Annotated in this window: 17 protein-coding genes and 1 tRNA gene; 9 read left to right on the top strand and 9 right to left on the bottom strand. The window is 63.1% G+C overall.

Going from position 1 to position 18,474, the window contains the following annotated elements; translation table 11 throughout:
• Positions 1 to 1,542, top strand: coding sequence for a SpoVR family protein (locus tag AC0L2D_RS08575; protein WP_473540810.1), 1,542 nt, complete (start codon positions 1 to 3; stop codon positions 1,540 to 1,542).
• Between the two features lie 24 nt (positions 1,543 to 1,566).
• Here the strand turns inward: AC0L2D_RS08575 and AC0L2D_RS08570 are convergent, their stop codons facing one another.
• Genes AC0L2D_RS08570 through AC0L2D_RS08560 form a run of 3 tightly spaced genes read right to left on the bottom strand, consistent with a single transcriptional unit; the run spans position 1,567 to position 4,201 of the window.
• Positions 1,567 to 2,460: an HlyC/CorC family transporter gene (locus tag AC0L2D_RS08570; RefSeq protein ID WP_064993085.1), complete on the bottom strand. Its 894-nt coding sequence runs from the start codon at positions 2,458 to 2,460 to the stop codon at positions 1,567 to 1,569.
• Positions 2,457 to 3,593, bottom strand: a complete 1,137-nt coding sequence (gene aroB / locus AC0L2D_RS08565; protein ID WP_473540809.1) for a 3-dehydroquinate synthase — start codon at positions 3,591 to 3,593, stop codon at positions 2,457 to 2,459. The genes AC0L2D_RS08570 and aroB overlap by 4 nt, the downstream gene beginning before the upstream one ends.
• Positions 3,590 to 4,201: a shikimate kinase gene (locus AC0L2D_RS08560; RefSeq protein ID WP_024503735.1), complete on the bottom strand. Its 612-nt coding sequence runs from the start codon at positions 4,199 to 4,201 to the stop codon at positions 3,590 to 3,592. The genes aroB and AC0L2D_RS08560 overlap by 4 nt, the downstream gene beginning before the upstream one ends.
• 210 nt (positions 4,202 to 4,411) lie before the next feature.
• Between AC0L2D_RS08560 and AC0L2D_RS08555 the strand changes: the two genes are divergently transcribed.
• The 5 genes from AC0L2D_RS08555 (at position 4,412) to AC0L2D_RS08535 (ending at position 8,293) form a co-directional block, all read left to right on the top strand.
• On the top strand, positions 4,412 to 4,564 hold the full coding sequence (locus tag AC0L2D_RS08555; protein WP_013529356.1) for a hypothetical protein: 153 nt from the start codon (positions 4,412 to 4,414) through the stop codon (positions 4,562 to 4,564).
• Positions 4,565 to 5,482: a site-specific tyrosine recombinase XerD gene (locus AC0L2D_RS08550; RefSeq protein ID WP_473540808.1), complete on the top strand. Its 918-nt coding sequence runs from the start codon at positions 4,565 to 4,567 to the stop codon at positions 5,480 to 5,482. It begins immediately after the preceding gene.
• Between the two features lie 99 nt (positions 5,483 to 5,581).
• The gene (locus AC0L2D_RS08545; RefSeq protein ID WP_024503734.1) at positions 5,582 to 6,532 is read left to right on the top strand and encodes an acetyl-CoA carboxylase carboxyltransferase subunit alpha; all 951 of its coding nucleotides are present in this window, start codon (positions 5,582 to 5,584) and stop codon (positions 6,530 to 6,532) included.
• Between the two features lie 217 nt (positions 6,533 to 6,749).
• Positions 6,750 to 8,048, top strand: a complete 1,299-nt coding sequence (locus tag AC0L2D_RS08540; RefSeq protein ID WP_473540806.1) for a L,D-transpeptidase family protein — start codon at positions 6,750 to 6,752, stop codon at positions 8,046 to 8,048.
• A gap of 8 nt (positions 8,049 to 8,056) precedes the next feature.
• Entirely contained in the window at positions 8,057 to 8,293 is a 237-nt protein-coding gene (locus tag AC0L2D_RS08535; RefSeq protein ID WP_024503732.1) for a sulfurtransferase TusA family protein, read from the top strand.
• 10 nt (positions 8,294 to 8,303) lie between these two features.
• On the opposite strand, the gene AC0L2D_RS08530 is transcribed toward AC0L2D_RS08535, so the two are convergent.
• Positions 8,304 to 9,407, bottom strand: a complete 1,104-nt coding sequence (locus AC0L2D_RS08530; protein WP_013529351.1) for a CobW family GTP-binding protein — start codon at positions 9,405 to 9,407, stop codon at positions 8,304 to 8,306.
• A 3-nt stretch (positions 9,408 to 9,410) separates the two neighbouring features.
• Entirely contained in the window at positions 9,411 to 10,574 is a 1,164-nt protein-coding gene (locus AC0L2D_RS08525) for a D-alanyl-D-alanine carboxypeptidase family protein (RefSeq protein ID WP_013529350.1), read from the bottom strand.
• 213 nt (positions 10,575 to 10,787) lie between these two features.
• Between AC0L2D_RS08525 and AC0L2D_RS08520 the strand changes: the two genes are divergently transcribed.
• From AC0L2D_RS08520 to AC0L2D_RS08510, 3 genes are all read left to right on the top strand, one after another.
• Positions 10,788 to 11,951 (top strand): M20 aminoacylase family protein, encoded by a 1,164-nt coding sequence (locus AC0L2D_RS08520; RefSeq protein WP_013529349.1) that lies wholly within the window; start codon positions 10,788 to 10,790, stop codon positions 11,949 to 11,951.
• An 83-nt stretch (positions 11,952 to 12,034) separates the two neighbouring features.
• Positions 12,035 to 12,111, top strand: a tRNA-Arg gene (locus AC0L2D_RS08515).
• 535 nt (positions 12,112 to 12,646) lie between these two features.
• Positions 12,647 to 14,575: a hypothetical protein gene (locus AC0L2D_RS08510; RefSeq protein WP_473540804.1), complete on the top strand. Its 1,929-nt coding sequence runs from the start codon at positions 12,647 to 12,649 to the stop codon at positions 14,573 to 14,575.
• Between the two features lie 151 nt (positions 14,576 to 14,726).
• Here AC0L2D_RS08510 and AC0L2D_RS08505 read toward each other — a convergent pair whose 3' ends face one another.
• The 4 genes from AC0L2D_RS08505 to AC0L2D_RS08490 form a co-directional block, all read right to left on the bottom strand.
• Positions 14,727 to 14,891: a hypothetical protein gene (locus tag AC0L2D_RS08505; protein WP_164745797.1), complete on the bottom strand. Its 165-nt coding sequence runs from the start codon at positions 14,889 to 14,891 to the stop codon at positions 14,727 to 14,729.
• Between the two features lie 939 nt (positions 14,892 to 15,830).
• Positions 15,831 to 16,184, bottom strand: a complete 354-nt coding sequence (locus AC0L2D_RS08500; protein WP_024503728.1) for a cupin domain-containing protein — start codon at positions 16,182 to 16,184, stop codon at positions 15,831 to 15,833.
• Between the two features lie 333 nt (positions 16,185 to 16,517).
• Positions 16,518 to 17,411, bottom strand: coding sequence for a sugar phosphate isomerase/epimerase family protein (locus AC0L2D_RS08495; RefSeq protein WP_473540803.1), 894 nt, complete (start codon positions 17,409 to 17,411; stop codon positions 16,518 to 16,520).
• A gap of 64 nt (positions 17,412 to 17,475) precedes the next feature.
• Positions 17,476 to 18,414 carry an ABC transporter substrate-binding protein gene (locus tag AC0L2D_RS08490; protein WP_013529341.1) on the bottom strand — a complete coding sequence of 313 codons (939 nt, stop codon included), beginning with the start codon at positions 18,412 to 18,414 and terminating at the stop codon, positions 17,476 to 17,478.
• Positions 18,415 to 18,474 lie beyond the last annotated feature (60 nt).

The raw sequence follows: 18,474 nt of genomic DNA, 5'->3' as shown, positions 1-18,474 counted from the left end.
ATGGCCAGACAAGCGAGCAAATCCAGCCTGCTTTTTTCAGGGTCCGACTGGGATTTCAAAACATTGTCGCGGACCTATGACGCTATCGAGGCACTTGCGGTCGAAGAGCTTCATCTGGACACCTATCCCGTTCAGATGGAGATCATCTCGTCGCAGCAGATGCTCGACGCCTATTCGTCCATCGGCATGCCATTGATGTACCGTCACTGGTCTTTCGGCAAACATTTCCTCCACCAGGATCTGCTCTATCGCAAGGGCGGGCGGGGGCTTGCCTATGAACTGGTCATCAATTCCAATCCCTGCATCGTCTATTTAATGGAGGAAAACACCATGGCCCTGCAGGCCCTGGTGACGGCCCACGCAGCGCTCGGGCACAATCATTTCTTCAAGAACAATCAGCTGTTCAAACAGTGGACGGATGCGGGTGCGATCCTCAGCTACCTGGACTTCGCCAAGGGCTACATAGTCCGCTGCGAGGAGCGGCAGGGCCTCGCCGCCGTCGAGGCTGTTCTCGATTCCGCCCACGCGCTGATGGATCAGGGCGTGTTCCGCTATCACCGGCCGCCGAGGTTGTCGTCGGAACGGCAACGCGAAGGAATTCGCGAGCGTCTCGAATACGAGGAACGCTCCTACAACGACTTGTGGCGTACGCTGCCGGCCTCGCAGCAAGCGGCCAACGACAAGGGCCAGGACCCAGAGTGGAAGAAATCGCTCAATCTGCCCGAGGAAAACCTGCTCTATTTCCTGGAAAAGAACAGCCCAGTCCTGGAGCCCTGGCAGCGCGAGATCATCAGGATCGTTCGTGTCATCGCGCAATATTTTTACCCGCAACGGCAGACACAGGTGATGAACGAAGGTTGTGCCACTTTCGTGCACTATACGCTGATGAACATGCTGTTCGACCGCGGCCAGATCAGCGAAGGCGCCATGCTCGAAATCCTGCGCAATCATTCCAACGTGGTCTTCCAGCCGGCCTTCGACGATCCGCGTTTTTCAGGCATCAACCCGTATGCTCTCGGCCTCGACATGATGCAGGACATTCAGCGCATCTCGACCAAACCCACGGCCGAGGACCGCGATTGGTTCCCCGACATGGCCGGCCAGGGCAACTGGCGCGAGGTCCTGCTGGACGCCTGGGCCGAGCATCGCGACGAATCCTTCATCCGCCAGTACCTCAGCCCGGCCTTGATCCGGAAATGGCGGTTTTTTGTGCTCGGCGACGCTGCCGACCAGCCGCATTGCCTGGTCGCGTCCATCCACGATGAGCGCGGCTACGCCAAGATACGCGCCGCGCTCGCCAACAGTTATGATCTCGGCGCGAACCGGCCGGACATTCAGGTGGTGGATGTCGATCTGCTCGGCGACCGCCATTTGCGGCTGCAGCACAAGGTCAATGACGGCATCCTTCTCGAGGATGCCAGCCGCGACGCCACGCTTCGTCACATCCGCAGGCTTTGGGGTTATGAAGTCAGCCTGGCGGCCATGGATGCCGAGACCGGCGCGACGATCCACGAACGCTCGACGAGCCAGATCGCGGGATGACGGCACCCGGTCTCCCGGCGCACATCAGGCGTCGCCGGCTGGCCTGATCCTCAGCCTTGCGATCCGGTTCTTGTCGCGTTTCATGACGATGAAGCGCTTGCCGTGGAACGTAAAAGCCTGCTTCTCCTCGGGGATCGATTGCGTCTCGTGGATGACGAGGCCGGCAATGGTGGTTGCCTCCTCATCCGGCAGGTTCCAGTCGAGAGCCCGGTTGAGGTCACGGATCGGCACCGTACCGTCGACGACCACGGAGCCGTCGGCCTCCTGCTTGACGCCCTGTATGTCGACATCGTGCTCGTCGGCGATCTCGCCTACGATCTCCTCGATAATGTCCTCCAGCGTCACCAGCCCTTCGACCTCGCCATATTCGTCGACGACGACGGCGAAATGCGCCTTGCGGCGAAGGAAGGCGTTGAGCTGTTCCTGCAAGGTCGTGGTGTCGGGCACGAACCAAGGTTTCGAAGCGATCTTCATGACGTCGATCCTGGAGAAATCGTTGCCGACTTCGTTCAAGGCGCGCAGCAGATCCTTTGCATGCAGCACGCCGACGATGTTGTCGAGCGAACCTTTCCACAGCGGCATGCGGGTGTGCGGGCTTTGCAAAATCTCGCGCACCACCGCTTCCGGCGCATTGTCGGCATTGACCGAGCGCATGTTGGTGCGGTGGACCATGATGTCGGAGACTTCGAGCTCGGCGAGATCGAACAGGCCGCCGACGCGGTCGCGATCCTCGCGCACCACCTGGCCGTCGCGGCGGAAATCGTCGACCGCGCCGCGCAATTCGTCCTGGCTGGAGCGCTGCGGCTCGATGCGTGAAAGCTCGTACCCGAACATGGCAAGCAGGCGCGTGCGCACGGTAACGAGCAGCACGATGAGGATGGCAAGGACGGCGACAACGATCCAGCCGGGCTCGTTCATCTCCGGTCGCTTTCCTTTGGGTGGTTCTCCCTCAGAAACGACAGCACTTCCGATGCCGGAACATCCTTGGCAATGAAAGCCTGGCCGATGCCGCGCGTCAGGATGAAGGTCAGCGCGCCGCGCGACACCTTCTTGTCCTGGGTAATGAAGGCAAGCAGCGCCTCGGCATCAGGCAATTCGCCCGGGATGTCGGCTATCCGCCAGGGCAGGCCGACGGCGCGCAGATGCGCCTCGACGCGCGCGGCATCGTCGGGGCTGGCCAGATTGAGCCGCGACGAGAACCGGTAGGCCAGCGCCATGCCGATGGCGACCCCTTCGCCATGGACGAGGCGGCTTCCGTCATATTGGGTGGCGGCTTCCAGCGCGTGGCCGAATGTGTGGCCGAGATTGAGCAGCGCGCGGTCGCCGGTCTCGAACTCGTCACGCGCAACCACGTCGGCCTTGGCGCGGCAGGCTTCGGCAATCGCCTGCGCCCTCTCCGGCCCGCCGGCAAAAACCTGAACCCAATTCTTTTCCAGCCAGGCGAAAAATTCCGGCCGGTCGATGAGCCCGTATTTGGCGAGCTCGGCATAGCCGGCGCGGAATTCCCGGATCGGCAGCGTGTCGAGCACCCCTGTGTCGGCCAACACCAGTTTCGGCTGATGGAAGACGCCGACAAGGTTCTTGCCGCGTGGGCTGTTGATGCCGGTCTTGCCGCCGACCGAGGAATCGACCTGCGCCAGCAGCGAGGTCGGAATCTGCACGAAATTCATCCCGCGCCGCACGATGCCGGCGGCAAAGCCGGCAAGGTCGCCAATAACGCCGCCGCCGAAGGCGATGACGATGTCGCCGCGCTCCAGTTTCGCAGCCAGCACACCGTCGACCACCTCTTCGAGATGGGCAAAACTCTTGGTCTTCTCGCCGGCCGGCAGTGTGATGATGGCGGGCTGGATGCCACCCGTTTCGAGGCCTGCCTTCAGCGCACCGAGATGCGCTGCAGCGACATTGGCGTCGGTGACGACCGCGGCGCGTGTGCCCGGCAGCCGGCGCGCAATTTCCGCACCCGCGCGGGCCAACAACCCCGAGCCGATCAGAATGTCGTAGGTCCGGTCGCCAAGGCCGACTTCGACGACAACGGGTGCCTCGATGCTCACTGTTCCACCTCGCCCGTCGCAGCCGCCTGATCAATGCCGAAATGCCGGCACAGCGCGTCCACCACCTCGGTCGCGATGACTTCCTTGCGGTCGTCGCGGGTCGGCACTGTGACGTCCGATGTCGCGTAGACCGGATAGCGCTCGCCCATCAGCCGCTCCAGCACGGCGCGCGGGTCGGCGCTTTTCAGGAGCGGCCGGTTCTGTTTCTTGGCGACGCGATCCATCAGAAGGTCGAGTTCGGCCTTCAGCCACACCGAGACGCCCTGCGCTGCAATCGCCTCGCGCGTCTGCGCATTCATGAAGGCGCCGCCGCCGGTCGACAGCACCTGCGGGCCGTTTTCCAGCACGCGCAGGATGACGCGCTGCTCCAGCGCCCTGAATTCGGTCTCGCCGTAGCGCTCGAACAATTCCGGAACGGTCATGCGCGAGACGCTTTCGATCTCCTGGTCGCTGTCTATGAAGGGCAGCGCCAGCATCGTCGCCACCTTGCGGCCGATCGCCGTCTTGCCGGCGCCCATCAGTCCGACGAAGACGACGGAACGGCTGCCCAGCCTGCCGAGCAACGCGGCGTGGTTCTCGTCTGGAGGATTTGCTGGCAGCGCGTTCATCGGATGTTTCGAAGGCCCTCTTTGCCGGCGTATCGACATGAAAAGCCCGTTTGCGTCAAGCGTGGCAAGTGCCTTGAACCCGATATGGACCGGCAGGGTCTGCATCAGAAGTTGCTAACAGGCCCCAGCTTCTTCCTTGAATTGGCCGGATTGGCGTCCCATAAGGGGACAGGGTTTGGAAACGCAGAACAAGAAGACGGGCGAAAATTGATGCCGACACTGTTTCGCTTTGTCGTGGTAACGGCGATTCTGGCTGGCATTGCCTATGGTACGATGTTTGCACTGGTGATGTTCGTCGAGCCAAAGAAGGGGGAAATGAGCGTGCGCATCCCTCCGGAAAAGCTCAATCCCAAGAAAAGCTGAATGAACAGCGCGGCCCGCATCGAAGCCTTTCTGGAAATGATGAGCGCCGAGCGGGGCGCGGCCGAAAACACGCTTTCCTCCTACCGCCGCGACCTCGAGGACGCTTCCGGCGCGATCGATGGCGGGCTGGCCGGTGCCGCCGCCGCCGATATCCGCGCCTATCTCGACGACATTGCCGCCCGCGGCTTTGCCGCCACGTCGCAGGCGCGCAAACTGTCGGCGATCCGCCAGTTCTTCAAATTCCTCTACGCCGAAGGCCTGCGCGGCGATGACCCGACCGGCACGCTGGACAGTCCGAAAAAGGGCCGCCCGCTGCCCAAGACGATGAGCGAGGCCGACACCGGCCGGCTGATCGACCGTGCAGCGCTTGAGGCCGGCGATGTCTCGTCGGGCGATGGGGACAGCCTGGCATCACTGCGCCTGCATGCGCTGGTCGAGGTGCTTTACGCCACCGGCCTGCGCGTTTCCGAGCTGGTCGGCTTGCCGGTGACGGTGGCGCAACGCGACGACCGCTTCTTCATGGTGCGCGGCAAGGGCGACAAGGAGCGCATGGTGCCGCTCTCCGCCAAGGCACGCGCGGCGATGAAGACCTGGCTTGCCGCCCGCGCCAAGGTGCCAGCCTTGGCCGACAGTCCGTTCCTGTTTCCGGCCGCCTCCGACAGCGGCTATCTCTCGCGCCAGGTCTTCGCGCGTGACCTGAAAGGGCTGGCGGCAAGGGCCGGCATTGCCTCGGCGAAGATCTCGCCGCACGTGCTGCGCCATGCTTTCGCCAGCCATCTCCTGCAGAACGGCGCCGATCTGCGGACCGTGCAGCAATTGCTTGGCCATGCCGACATATCGACGACACAGATTTACACCCATGTGCTGGAAGAGCGGCTGGTGCGGCTGGTCAACGATCATCATCCGCTTGCCGACTAGGCCTCATATCGCTATGTGAGGACGACATTTCACCGCCCGGAGCCTTGGATTCAAGGGTTCCGTCAGCCACTGCCTTCCGACGTATCGGTCCGCTCACGCATGTATAATTACCTCGATTTCGAAAAGCCGGTGCAGGACCTCGAGGGCAAGATCCTCGAGCTGAAGAAGCTTGCCGAGAATGGCGAGGCGGTCGATGTCGGCGACGAGATCAACCGTCTCGAGAAGCGCTCCCGCGACGCATTGCGCGATGCCTACAAGGCGCTGACGCCTTGGCAGAAGGTGCAGGTGGCGCGCCATCCCGACAGGCCGCATTGCGTCGACTACATCAAGGGCCTGTTCACCGATTTCACGCCGCTGGCCGGCGACCGCAATTTCGGTGAGGACCAGGCGATCGTCGGCGGTTTCGCCCGTTTCCGCGGCGAACCCATTGCCATCATCGGCCAGGAAAAAGGTTCCGACACAGCCAGCCGCCTGAAGCACAATTTCGGCTCGGTTCGGCCGGAGGGCTACCGCAAGGCGGTACGGCTGATGGAACTGGCCGACCGCTTCAAGATCCCGCTCCTGACGCTGGTCGACACGGCCGGCGCCTATCCCGGAGTCAACGCCGAGGAGCGCGGCCAGGCGGAGGCTATCGCCCGTTCAACCTCGACCTGTCTCGGCCTGAAAGTACCGTCGATCTCGGTGGTCATCGGCGAAGGCGGTTCGGGCGGCGCCATTGCCATCGCCACCGCCAACCGCGTCTACATGCTCGAACACGCCATCTATTCAGTGATTTCGCCGGAAGGTGCCGCCTCGATCCTGTGGCGCGACACGACACGATCGAAGGACGCGGCGACCAACATGAAGATCACCGCGCAGGATCTTCTGGAACTGAAGATCATCGACGCCATCATCCCCGAGCCGCTCGGCGGTGCGCATCGCGGCGCCGAAACCGTGATCGCCGCGACCGGAGACCTCATCGCCAGGACGATGAAGGACTTCGCCGGCGCCAACACCGATTTCCGCGAACAGCGCCGCGAAAAATACCTGGCCATGGGCCGCAGTCTCTGACCACAGGCACCCTTGGCCGCAACAATGTGGCGGAGCGGAGCATTTTTGCCACAAAAATGCCGCTGCATTCGGCTCAATGAGACTGCCGCAGGGGGATGCGTCGGCACTTGCGGTAAGGAATTTATTAGGGTTAACGGGCTTAGGGTCCGTCGATGCGCAGTGTAGCAGCCGGGGCAGGAAACGTCCTGGCGCCAGAGAAAAGACGATATCCGTAGCCATGTTTGTCAAGCTTGCCCGCACCGGAATCCTGATCGCTGCCCTCGGCCTTGCCGGCTGCAACAATTCGTCGATGAAGGATTTTGCCCCGGAGGCCAACAAGCCGCTGCCCGACAAGATCCTCGCCGACATGAGGGCCAAGGGCATGGTCCGCACCTCGTCGGTGATGGCCCGCATCTTCAAGGAAGAAGGCAAGCTCGAGATCTGGAAGGCCAAGACCAACGGCCGCTATGACATGGTCGCCAGCTACGACATCTGCAAATGGTCGGGCAAGCTCGGGCCGAAATACACCGAAGGCGACCGCCAGGCGCCGGAAGGCTTCTACACGGTGCGCCCGGCGCAGATGAATCCGCGCTCGAACTACCATCTGTCCTTCAACATCGGCTATCCCAACGCCTATGACCGCGCCAACGGCCGCACCGGCTCCAATTTGATGGTGCACGGCGCCTGTTCGTCGTCGGGCTGCTATTCGATGACCGATGCGCAGATCGAGCAGATCTATGCCTTCGGCCGCGATGCTTTCCAGGGCGGCCAGACCGAGTTCCAGATCCAGGCGTTTCCGTTCCGCATGACCGCCGCCAACATGGCGCGCTACCGCAACGACCCGAATTACGACTTCTGGAAGATGCTCAAGGTCGGCTACGACAATTTCGAGATCACCAAGGTGCCGCCGAAGGTCGATGTCTGCGAGAAGCGTTATGTCTTCAACCAGGTAGCCGCCGACGGTCAGACATTCGATCCGACTGGCGCCTGCCCGGCGACGACGCAGCCTGATTCGCTGAAGAGCGCCTACAATTCCTACATGAGCACCTATGACGCGGCGTTCAGCGGCGCGGTCAAGGCCAGCGTGCCGGCGCCCAAGCCGACTATCGCCGGTATCAAGGAAGCCAGCATCGTCTCCGACTGGTCCAAGCGCCGCGCACGCGGCGAACGCGTACCGATCGATCCGCCGTCGCTCAACAATGACGGCTCGGTCACCGAGACGGCACGCATGGGCCGCATCGATTCGCCCGCCGGCCGCAAGATGGCGGCTCTTGATGCCGAAAAAGCTGCCAAGCAGAAGGCCGAGGAGCAGAGGCTGGCTGCCATTGAGGCGGCCAAGCAAGCCAAGGAAGCCGCCAAGGCCCAGGCTCTGGCCGAAAAGGAGGCCGAGAAGGCCGCCAAGGAGGCCCCAGTCGCCACCGCGACCATCGCGGCCCCTTCGGAAGCGGCGCCAATGGCTGAAACGCAAGCGGCGAGTGCCGACGAAAGCCGGGTGACGAAGCTGAAGAACAAGCTGCTCGGCATGTTCGGCGGTTGATATCGCCCGTGGCTGATCGCGCCGCTATTTATGACCTCAAGGGGCTGAACTGCCCCTTGCCCGTGCTCAAGGCCAAGAAGCGCCTGGCGGGGATGCAACCGGGCAGTCGGCTCTGGTTGGAGACCACCGACCCGCTCGCCGTCATCGACATTCCGGCATTCTGCTCCGAGAGCGGCCACCAGTTGATTGAAACGGCCGCGGTTTCCGGCGGCCATCGCTTCCTGGTCGAGCGCGGCGCGCCGTAATCGTTGGGGGCTACCGCCCGGCGATCGCCAGCGGATTGTTTTCCAGCGCCGCGCGGTCGGGCGTGTCAACCGACGGCCGGTCGGTGAAGGCGGCGAACAGCCTGCGGATATAATCTTCCGGCATGTCGAGCGTGATCAGCACCAGCCGCGTGCCACGCTGACCATCCGGCCAGGACGGCAATTGCACCGGCGGATGCAGGATCTTCTGCACGCCATGGATCACCAGCGGCCGCGACGGGTCTTCCCTGAGCTCGATGACGCCCTTCATGCGCAGCAGGCGCTCGCCATGGGTCGAACGCAGCAGGTCGAGGAACATCTCGATCGCCGAAAACGGCACCGGGCCGTCATGCACCAGCGAATAGGAGCGCACGCGCTGATCGTGACGATGGCCGTGGTCATGCTCGTGATCATGACCAGCATGATGGTGATGATCGTGCGCCGCTTCCTCGCCAAGCCAGCGCCGCACGTCGGCGGATTTGGTTGCCGGGTTGTAGAGGCCGCAATCAAACAGCGCCGCCACGCCTGTCTCCGCGTCGTCGGCATCGAGCAGTTCGGCGCCCGGATTGATCTGCCGCAGGCGCGCCCGCAGCATTTCCAGCTCATTGGGGTCGGTGGCCAGATCGGCTTTGCTGAGCACGATGCGGTCGGCGACGGCAACCTGCTTTACCGCCTCGACATGGGCATCGAGCGTGGCGTTGCCGTTGACGGCATCGACCAGCGTGATGACGCCGTCGAGCCGGAAGGCCTGGATCAGCGCCGGATGCGCCATGATCGACTGCAGCACCGGCGCCGGGTCGGCAAGGCCGGTGGTTTCGACGATGACGCGGGCGAGCCGGGCAATGCGGCCGGTCTGCAGCCGGTCGACCAGGTCGGCCAGCGTATCGACCAGTTCGCCGCGCACCGTGCAGCACAGGCAGCCGTCCGACAGCTGGATGATGCCGTCGGAAGACTGCTCGACCAGCAAATGGTCGATCGCCACCTCGCCGAACTCGTTGATGATCACCGCGGTGTCGGCCAGCGCCGGATCCTTGAGCAGCCGGTTGAGCAGCGTCGTCTTGCCGGCGCCGAGGAAGCCGGTCAGCACCGAGACTGGGATCGGGAAGCCGCTGCCCATTGGCTAGTTCGCAACCTTGACCGGCTGGTCGCCCTGCGCGGCGGAGCCGGCAATCTTCGGGCCGGTGCCGGCCGGTGCCGGCCTGTCGGGCCGCCAGCTCGGGATCGGCACATCGGCAAATTCCTGCGCGCCCTGGTCGAGGATGGCCTTCGGCGCCGGACCGGTGGCGCCGCCAAGGCCGACGGCAACCAGCGTCGGCACATGGTCGAGCTTTTCCTGATAGGGTGATTTCGGCACGTTCTTGGCGGCGGCCGGCGGCGCCTCGGACTGCTCCTGCGGCGTCTTCTTCTTGCAGACCTCGTCCTGCATGTCGTTGGGTGAGACCGTGTCGCCATAGGGCGCCAGCGTGGTGACGGTGGCCGAGCCGGCGACAGGCGTGTCGAACCCCTGATCGAGCAGTTTTGCCGCCGTCTCGGCGCGGGTGACCGCCGACTTCTCGCCAAGCACAACCGCGACCAGCGTGCGCCCGTTGCGCGTCGCCGAACCGATCATGTTGAAGCCGGAGGGGCAGACAAAGCCGGTCTTCATGCCATCGGCGCCGGGATAGCGGCCGATCAAGAGATTGTAGTTGGGGATCGCCTTCTTGCCGACGGCAAGGCCCTCGATCGAGAACCACGGCACATATTGCGGAAATTCGCGGCGGATCGCCATCACCAGCACGGCGAGGTCGCGCGCCGTCGTGTACTGATCCGGCGAATAGAGCCCGTTCGGATTGACGAAATGCGTGCCGTTCATGCCGAGCCGGGTCGCCTCGGCGTTCATCCGGTCGGCAAAGGCCGCCTGCGAACCGCCGACATTTTCACCGACAGCCATGGCAATGTCGTTGGCCGATTTGACCAGCATCATCTTCAGCGCATTGTCGAGCCGCATCACCGAGCCCGGCTTGAAGCCCATCTTGCTTGGCGGCTCGGCGGCGGAGTGTTTGGTCACCTTGATCGGCGAATCGAGCTGTACCTCGCCGGCCGCGATCGCCCGAAAGGTGACGTAAGCGGTCATCAGCTTGCTCAGCGACGCCGGATACCAGCGCTTGAACGCATCCTGATGCTGCAGGATCTTGCCGCTGCCGAGGTCGAACACGACCACCGGATTGGCCAGCGCCGGCCCGGCCACAACCGACAGCGCGATTGTGCCAGCCGAGAATAGTTTGAGGAAATGCCTGTACCGCATGATCAAATCCGAAATCGCCTCTTGCCGTAGTCGCCCCTGGCTCCGTAAGATTTCATTACGCGATCGCCAGCATATGGTCCGACCCTCAAAAACCGGACCCCATTGTTGCGGTGCTATTTACTCTATGTGACGCCAAGATGGCAAAGTGCCTGGCGATCACAATTGCAAGGCAGCGGCCAACACCCGCCGTCCCAACAGCGAGATGGAACCATCATGCCAATCCTGAACCGTGCCGCCGAAATGCAGGACGAAGTTGCCGGCTGGCGCCAGCATCTGCACCAGACGCCAGAACTGAACTTCGACGTCTTCAAGACCGCCGCCTTCGTCACCGAAAAGCTGAAGGCCTTCGGCTGCGACGATGTGGTCACCGGGCTCGGCAAGACCGGCGTGGTCGGCATCATCCGCGGCCGCCAGGGCGAAGGTCCCACCATCGGCCTGCGCGCCGACATGGACGCGCTGCCGCTCAACGAGATATCAGGAAAGCCCTACGCCTCGACCATCCCCGGCAAGATGCATGCCTGCGGCCATGACGGCCACACGGCGATGCTGCTGGGTGCGGCCAAATACCTCGCCGAGACGCGCAACTTCACCGGTTCGGTGGCGGTGATCTTCCAGCCGGCCGAAGAGGGCGGCGGCGGCGGCAACGAGATGGTCAAGGACGGCATGATGGAGCGTTTCGATATCTCCAGGGTATTCGGCATGCACAACATGCCGGGCCTGCCTGTCGGACAGTTCGCCATTCGCCCGGGCCCGATCATGGCGGCGACCGCCGAATTCACCATCACCGTGCGCGGCAAGGGCGGCCACGCGGCGATGCCGCACGGCACGATCGACCCGATCGTCATCACCAGCCAACTGGTCGGCGCCTTGCAGACGATCGCCTCGCGCAGCACCGATCCGGTCGAGGCCGTGGTGGTGTCGGTGACCAAGTTCCACGCCGGTGACGCCTACAACATCATCCCCGAAACCGCCGAAATCGCCGGCACCGTGCGCACCTTGCGAAAAGAAATCGCCAAGAAGTCCGAAGAGCGCATCCGCAGCATTTGCGACGGACTGGCGACCGCGTTCGGGGCCAGGATCGAGGTTGACTACCAGGCGAATTATCCCGTGACCTTCAACCACGCGGAAGAGACGGTGTTTGCCGGTGACGTCGCGATGAGTGTCGCTGGCGACGCCCATGTCCACCGCGGCATCCAGCCGGTGATGGGCGGCGAGGATTTCTCCTACATGCTCGAAGCCCGCCCCGGCGCCTTCATCTTCATCGGCAATGGCGACACCGCCGGCCTCCACAACCCGGCCTACGATTTCAATGACGAGGTCATCCCGCACGGCATGAGCTACTGGGTGAAACTGGCTGAAACCGCGCTGGCCGCCTGACAGCGGCAGCGCAAAGCCGGCCGAATTGCCTTCGGCCGGCCTCTTGGCGAAACGATCCGAAGCGGCTATGTGTCTGGCCGCGTGGTCCCGTAGCTCAGTAGGATAGAGCGGCAGATTCCTAATCTGTAGGTCACAGGTTCGATTCCTGTCGGGATCACCATGCTTTGCATCAGCTTAGCAAATTGACGTCGTACTTTTCGCGAAACAGTACGACGAATTCTAATCTCGGCGGGAATGCATCACCGAACAAGGAACGATCAGCTTCGCTACGAAGAGCGGGCACTACAATGGCCCTTTTGTCTGGCCGAAGGCTGCCTGCAGGATCATTAGGAGCTGATGGTTGACCGTGGTGCGCTGTGACCTAGCTTAAAGTTCATGATGGACAGTCCTAAGCCCGGAAATGGCGAATTGTCCGCACCGGCGAACTCTCGCGAGGTTGCTATGCAGAGGCGCAAACCGGCGTTTCAGAGCCCTGCATGCGTCCTTGGTCGGCCATTGCCCGCTACGGAATATCAACTGCGGCGATCTGTCGGCACGCGACCGGCGCCCCGCCATCCGCAACAATTCGCAAGGACCAGAAGGATCCCGAAGAAAGCGACGCTCCGAGAGCGGTAAGGCCTTGGCGAATACCAAGGCGAATGACCAGACATCGCTTTATGAACTTGGCAATACCACCAGAACGCACGGGCACGGCAATGCCAAATTATCTTGCCGAAATGTATGCAAACGACGTAAATCTGGCCATTCTGAGCGCAGTGGTGACGCTTGCATCGGTGGGCGTCTGTCTTGTGCTCCGGCGTATCCTTGCCGCGGTGCGACGGCGCCGCCTTGCAGCGTTTGACGAAGGCAGATCCGGTATCGCCGACGAGGCTTCTTGGGAATGGGAAAGCCCGTCCGGACTTGTCGCCGGGCCTGCTTCTTCCAAGGCTGCCAACCCCTTGCATGCGGTCGGCCTGAATGTTCGGGCTCAGAATTCCAACTACTCTCGGTTCGGAGTGCGAATCGAACATTTCGCCGCGACATCCGAACCCAGCGGGAGCTCGTCAGTGGTCGAGACCGGTGCTCCTGCACCGAACAGAGTGCAGTCTGGCCGGCTTGCAGCATCCATCAGCGCGATCGCGGAACGTGGGAAGCGGATTTGCGGGTCGGCACGGGACCAATTGCGCCATAAGGCTTCACCGCCAAAAATTGCTCCGTTGGCCTATGCTGCGGATCGCGGTTTGAATTTCATAGCTCAGATGGGAGATCCCGACCCGGCCATGGCGCCTGCCTCAAACCCTGTCGTTCGCAGGCCGATCGTTCTTGTATCGCGCTTGGGTCTCGCCGCCATTTGTCTGGCCGCGCCGATTGGCTATGCGATGACGAGACAAATCTGGGTCGAAAGCGCTTCCGCCATCTCGCAAACCCAAGACCAGGCCCATCGAGACCTTTCGCGCCCGCTGGGACTTCAGGCGAGTGCCGAATTGCTTGGCCCGGATCTCACGGCTAACCAGGCGCAAGCCGGGACGGATCGTGCTCAGGCTGCCGCTGCGAGACAATTGGCCGACCAGGAGCACCGGGCGGCGGAAGGCGAGCGTGCCAGGAGCGCCGCTCTGCAGGCAGCGCTCCTCGAGGCGAGCAAGCAGATCCACACGCTGAGGGCAAGCATGGCAGCTGCCGATGACGCGCGCGAGGAGCGGTTGCGCAATGAACTCGCGGCAGCCCGCACCCTTGACGCGTTGCGGCGCATTGCGGGAGAGGCCCGCACGATGCTGAGCGAGGCCGCCAGCTATGTCCTTAAGGAGATGCCCGCTGCTCATCTCGAGCAGGAGCAAGCCCAAAGGCAGGCGCGCGATTTCTCGCAAGCGCGCGTCCAAATTGAAAAGCTTGAGACCGAGGCCGCCAAGGATCGCGCCACGGCCAAGGCTTCACTGGCGCAGGCGAGCGGCATACTCGACGACGAGCGCCGGAAGACGGAGCTGCTTCGTGGCGATCTCGCCGAAGCGAAACTGGCCAATGACGCACTCATGAAGCGTACGGCTGCGGCTGAGCGCGAACGGACCGACGCGGTCACAGCGAGACAACAAGTGGAGCGGACCGCCGCTGACACGGAGCGAACGCTCGCACGAGAACGCGCTGCAGCAGCAGCGGCCGTTGAGGAGCTGAAAGAAGCTCGCATCGAGCGCCAGGCGGCTGAACTGGAGCGAGCCAAGGCAGTCTCAGCGAAAGAGCGTGCCGAGCAGGCCGCAACCGAGACGGCACAGGCTCTGGCACGGGAACGTACTACAGCCGTCATGAATCGTGAGGATCTCGACAGAGCACGCATCGAGCGCGAAGCCGCCGCCCAAGCTCTTTTGGTGCGTGTCGCTAAGCTTCAGGAGGCTCTGGACGAGCAACGCGAGGCCACTGTTTCTCTTGCCCGCGACTTGGCTGCGGCGCGCGGGGACAACGACAGGCTCAGGACCGAGCGCCGCAGCGCGCAGATCGAACCGCCCCTGAAGCCGCGTTCTGGCCGCGCGGCAGCCAGCCAGGTGAAGGCCGTCAGCAAGAAGATTGGCAAGGTTCGCAACCCTTCGCGGATGACCCGGGTGCGTTCGATCACACTTCCTTATTCGCTCTTGCCAAGACAGGTGACACCGCAGTGATTTCCGACTGCGCGGTCGCTTCCGTGGAAGGCCATTTTTGATGCCCCGCACCCCTTCGTAACGCATCCGAGGCCTGCTGCCATTTCGGCCAAAGATGAATGGCCTCTCGAATTCACCCTGCTTCATCAGCGAGAGTGTTCTGCGCGGTTCGCTAAGTCAGACCGATCACGCTGCCTGTCGCGTCCAATTCGCATTGGATCGCCGCCTGCCGCGTTTCCACGCTGCCTTGCCGCGCATAGTCGATGCTGACCTCGATGGGGGCCGAGATCGTCGCCCGACTCAACTGATGTACGAAGCCCGCGCTGGTGACGCGCACGCTGGTCGCCCCCAACGGAGCGGCGGCCGACTCGATGGCATCATGGCAGGCCCGAACGACTTTATCCGGGACGCCCGGCAGCGCCTCGGTTCGGCTGACTGTTGATTGAGTTTTGCTGTCGCTGGGGGGCTGGAGAGCGGCCGGGAGGTCGAGCGACTGTCCGCCCCTTGCGGACGCAACAGCAGTAGCGGTGGCCGTACCTACCGTCCCCGGGGCTGTCGTAGTGCCGCTTGTGCTGGTCTCGCCGTCGTCCGCCGACGAACTGGAGCCGCCAGGGTCGTCGCCAGTCCCTTTGTGCGAGCCGCCCTCGTTGCCGCCGGCGTCATGACCTCCACCGCCCCCATGGTCACCAGAACCATGGCCGCCGTTGCCATGCCCTCCGCCTTGCTGACCACCGGTTGCAGCTCCTGCGCAAACTACCGCGATCGAGCAAGCTAAGACGAAATACGCACAGGTGAATCCACGCGATTGACGCACGACGACCTCCATGGATGCGTCGGTCCAACCGTCTTTCCGCGGCGTGCAGTCAGAACGGCGCGAACCGCCGCTGCCCCGAGGCAACCTCGCGATTGCCGCGCCCCCGAAAGAACTAGGGGATCAATCCGGTGTATCAAGGATACTTGGCCGGTAAGCACCGATGAGAGATCGCTTGGCTGGCGAGTGCCGTATCATTCATGTCGAGGCCGACCGTCTGGATGACGCCACAGACGCCTTCATGACCCAATGACCGGAGTCCGAGGAGTGGCCTGGCCGAGGCCCCGGCGAATGCAGAGATCAGCGAATACGCTTACCGCGCTCAGGTCAGCGCACCTCCTCCGAGCCCATCGGCGACACCCCACGCGATGTCGGGTGGGACGGCCTCCAAAAGGCCCCCGGAGGCACGAAAAAGCTTCGCTTGAGCACTCGCCGCGATGGCGCGGCCAGACGGATCACCCCGCTTCAGCCGACCCGCACGACAAAATGCTTCGTCACCGGCTCGATGATCTTCCAGGTTCCCTTGAAATCCGCTTCCACCACGAAGGCGTCGCCGGGGCCGACCTCGACCGGCGTGCCGCCGTCCGGCGTGATGATGATGCGGCCGGCGATCATGTGCACGAACTCATAGTCGGTATAGGTGGCGTGATAGGTGCCGGGCGTCGCCCGCCAGGTGCCCGACAACACCTTGCCGTCCTCGGTCGTGTGCTGGACGGCGGTTTGCATGGTCGGCCTGCCCTCGACGACGATCCAGCCAGCCAGATCGCCTGCGTCCGCGTGTTCGACGGTGCCGAATTTGAGGATTGTCTCGCGTGTCATGTGCCGAACTCCGTTTGGGGATTGCGTGGCGCTGTTTGCCTGGCCGGTCAGATAACCGATGCACCTGCCGCGAGCAATGCCGCCGCCATACGGCCGGCACCTTGGCTGACGGTGCATCAAACAAAAACCCGCCTGTGCGGCGGGTCACTGGCGCAAATCAGCACCATAGGCAAAAATGTACCATAGCTGAGGTCACCGAGTCAAGAAAAAATTCCTATCGCGAAAAAGCTGGCGGCGCAAAAGCTGCCAGCACTGGCTGCCATAAGGCCGTTTGTTGATTTGAAGTCAGAGCCCTGCGGCGCACGCCGCGCCCTTCGGCTCTCGAAGGGCGGGTCAGGGTTTGTGCCGTGCCGAGACGAGTTCCGCCTTGCGCCTTGCCGTCTCCAGCCCGAGCCCGATGAAGGCGCGCGCGTGCTTGGCCAGCGCCATGTTGTCCGTCCACAGATTGCGCCAGATGGCGGTCTTCTTCGACAGGTGCTCATCGACGATTTCCGAAGAGAAGGATTCGAAGCTGAGATCGTCGCTGTAGCCGATCGCCGTCAGCGCATCGAAGATCGCGGCGAAATCGATATTGCCGGTGCCGAGGAAGCCGCGATGGCTTTCGCCGATATGGACATAGCCGATCTTGTCCGCGGCTTGACGGATGGCCAGCCCGACATCGGCCTCCTCGATGTTCATGTGGAACGTGTCGAGATGCAGGAAGATGTTGTCCGAGCCAGTGTCCTCGATGAAGGCCAGTCCTTGCGCGGCGGTGTTAAGCAGATTGCTTTCGAAGCGGTTGACGATCTCGAGGTTGAGCGTGACGCCGGCCGCCTTGGCTGTTTCGGCAACCTTGGCCAGAGTGCCGGCACTGCGCTGCCATTGATCGCGCGTCGGCGCCTCGACCTGCAATCCGTGGCTGGTCGAAAGAATGCCGGCGACCTTCCGGCCGCCGAGGTCACGCGTCAGCGCGATGGTGTCGTTGAGGATTTCGACGCCGCGCGCGGCAATTGCCTTGTCGGCGCTCGAAATATCGCCATCACCAGGCAATCCGATGCTGATCGCCACGCCGAGGCCAAGATCGGCGATGCGCCTCGCGAGCCCGCCGATGTCGACATTGGCGGGGTCGAGATAGGAGAATTCGATGAGATCGAAGCCGGCCTCCCTGGTGTTGGCCAGCGTGCGCTCCAGATCGGCCTGAGCCGAGCTCGCCGACCAGACGAAAGAATGGATTCCAATACGCGACATCATCGTCTCCGGTGCTGACAAGGTGCGGCCGGGTCATCCCGGCCGCACCGGCCTTGGGAAGAATTTAGCGGGCTGCGGTCCAGCCCTTGTAGTCCTTCAGGTTCTCGGCCGTGATCAGCTTCGGGTCGAGCAGAACGGTCGGCTCCGCCGGCTTCTTGCCGGCCAGCAGTTCGGCCGCCATCGTCAGTGACTGGCCGGCCATCACATAGGGATCCTGCGAGGCCGAGGCCTTGATCATCGAGGTGCCGGAAGAGAGTTCCTTCTCGATATCGGGCGCGCCGTCGACGGCGGTGAAGATGAACTCCGAACGGTTGAGCTGCTTGGCCGCGAGCTGGGCGCCGATCGCCGTCGGGTCATTGATGGCAAACACCGCATCGATCTTGTCGAAGCGGGTGAGCAGCGACTGGAACACCTTCAGGCCGCCGTCGCGCGAGCCTTCGGCATTCTGGTCGTCGGAGAGGATCTTGATGTCGGGATGCTGCGAAAGCACGTTCTTGCAGCCCTTCACCCGCTCCAGGATCGACGACGATGCCGGTCCGTTGAGGATGACGTAGTCGCCCTTGCCGCCGGTGTGGTCGACCAGGTACTGGCAGGCCTCTTCGCCGGCCTTGACGTTGTTGGTCATCACGGTGACGTCGGCGCCCGGCGCCGAAACGTCGAAGGCGGCAACGACGATACCTGCGGCCTGTGCCTTCTTCACCGCCGGCGCGATCGCCTTGGCGTCGACGGCATTGAGCATGATCACGTCGACACCGGCGGCGATGAACGAATCGACCTGCGAGACCTGCTTGTTGAGGTCATAGTCGGCCGATACCGAGGTCACCTCGACCTTCGGGTTGATCTTCTTGGCCGCGTCCTCGATGCCCTTGATGGTGGCGACGAAGAAGGGATTGCCGAGCAGGCCGACCGAGATACCGACCTTGTTGAGGTCCTTGGCCGAAGCAGGCGCGATGGCGAGCGACGCGAGTGCGACGCCGCAGAGCAGTTTGGCGATGGTCTTCATTGCTTTCCTCCGATTGCCCCGCGCCTCTCACGGTGCGTTACACAAACCGGTCGTTGACGC

The organism is Mesorhizobium sp. WSM4833 (assembly GCF_055811095.1).
Note: the sequence above shows the minus strand (reverse complement) of the source record. Positions and strands in the feature narration are given on the sequence as shown.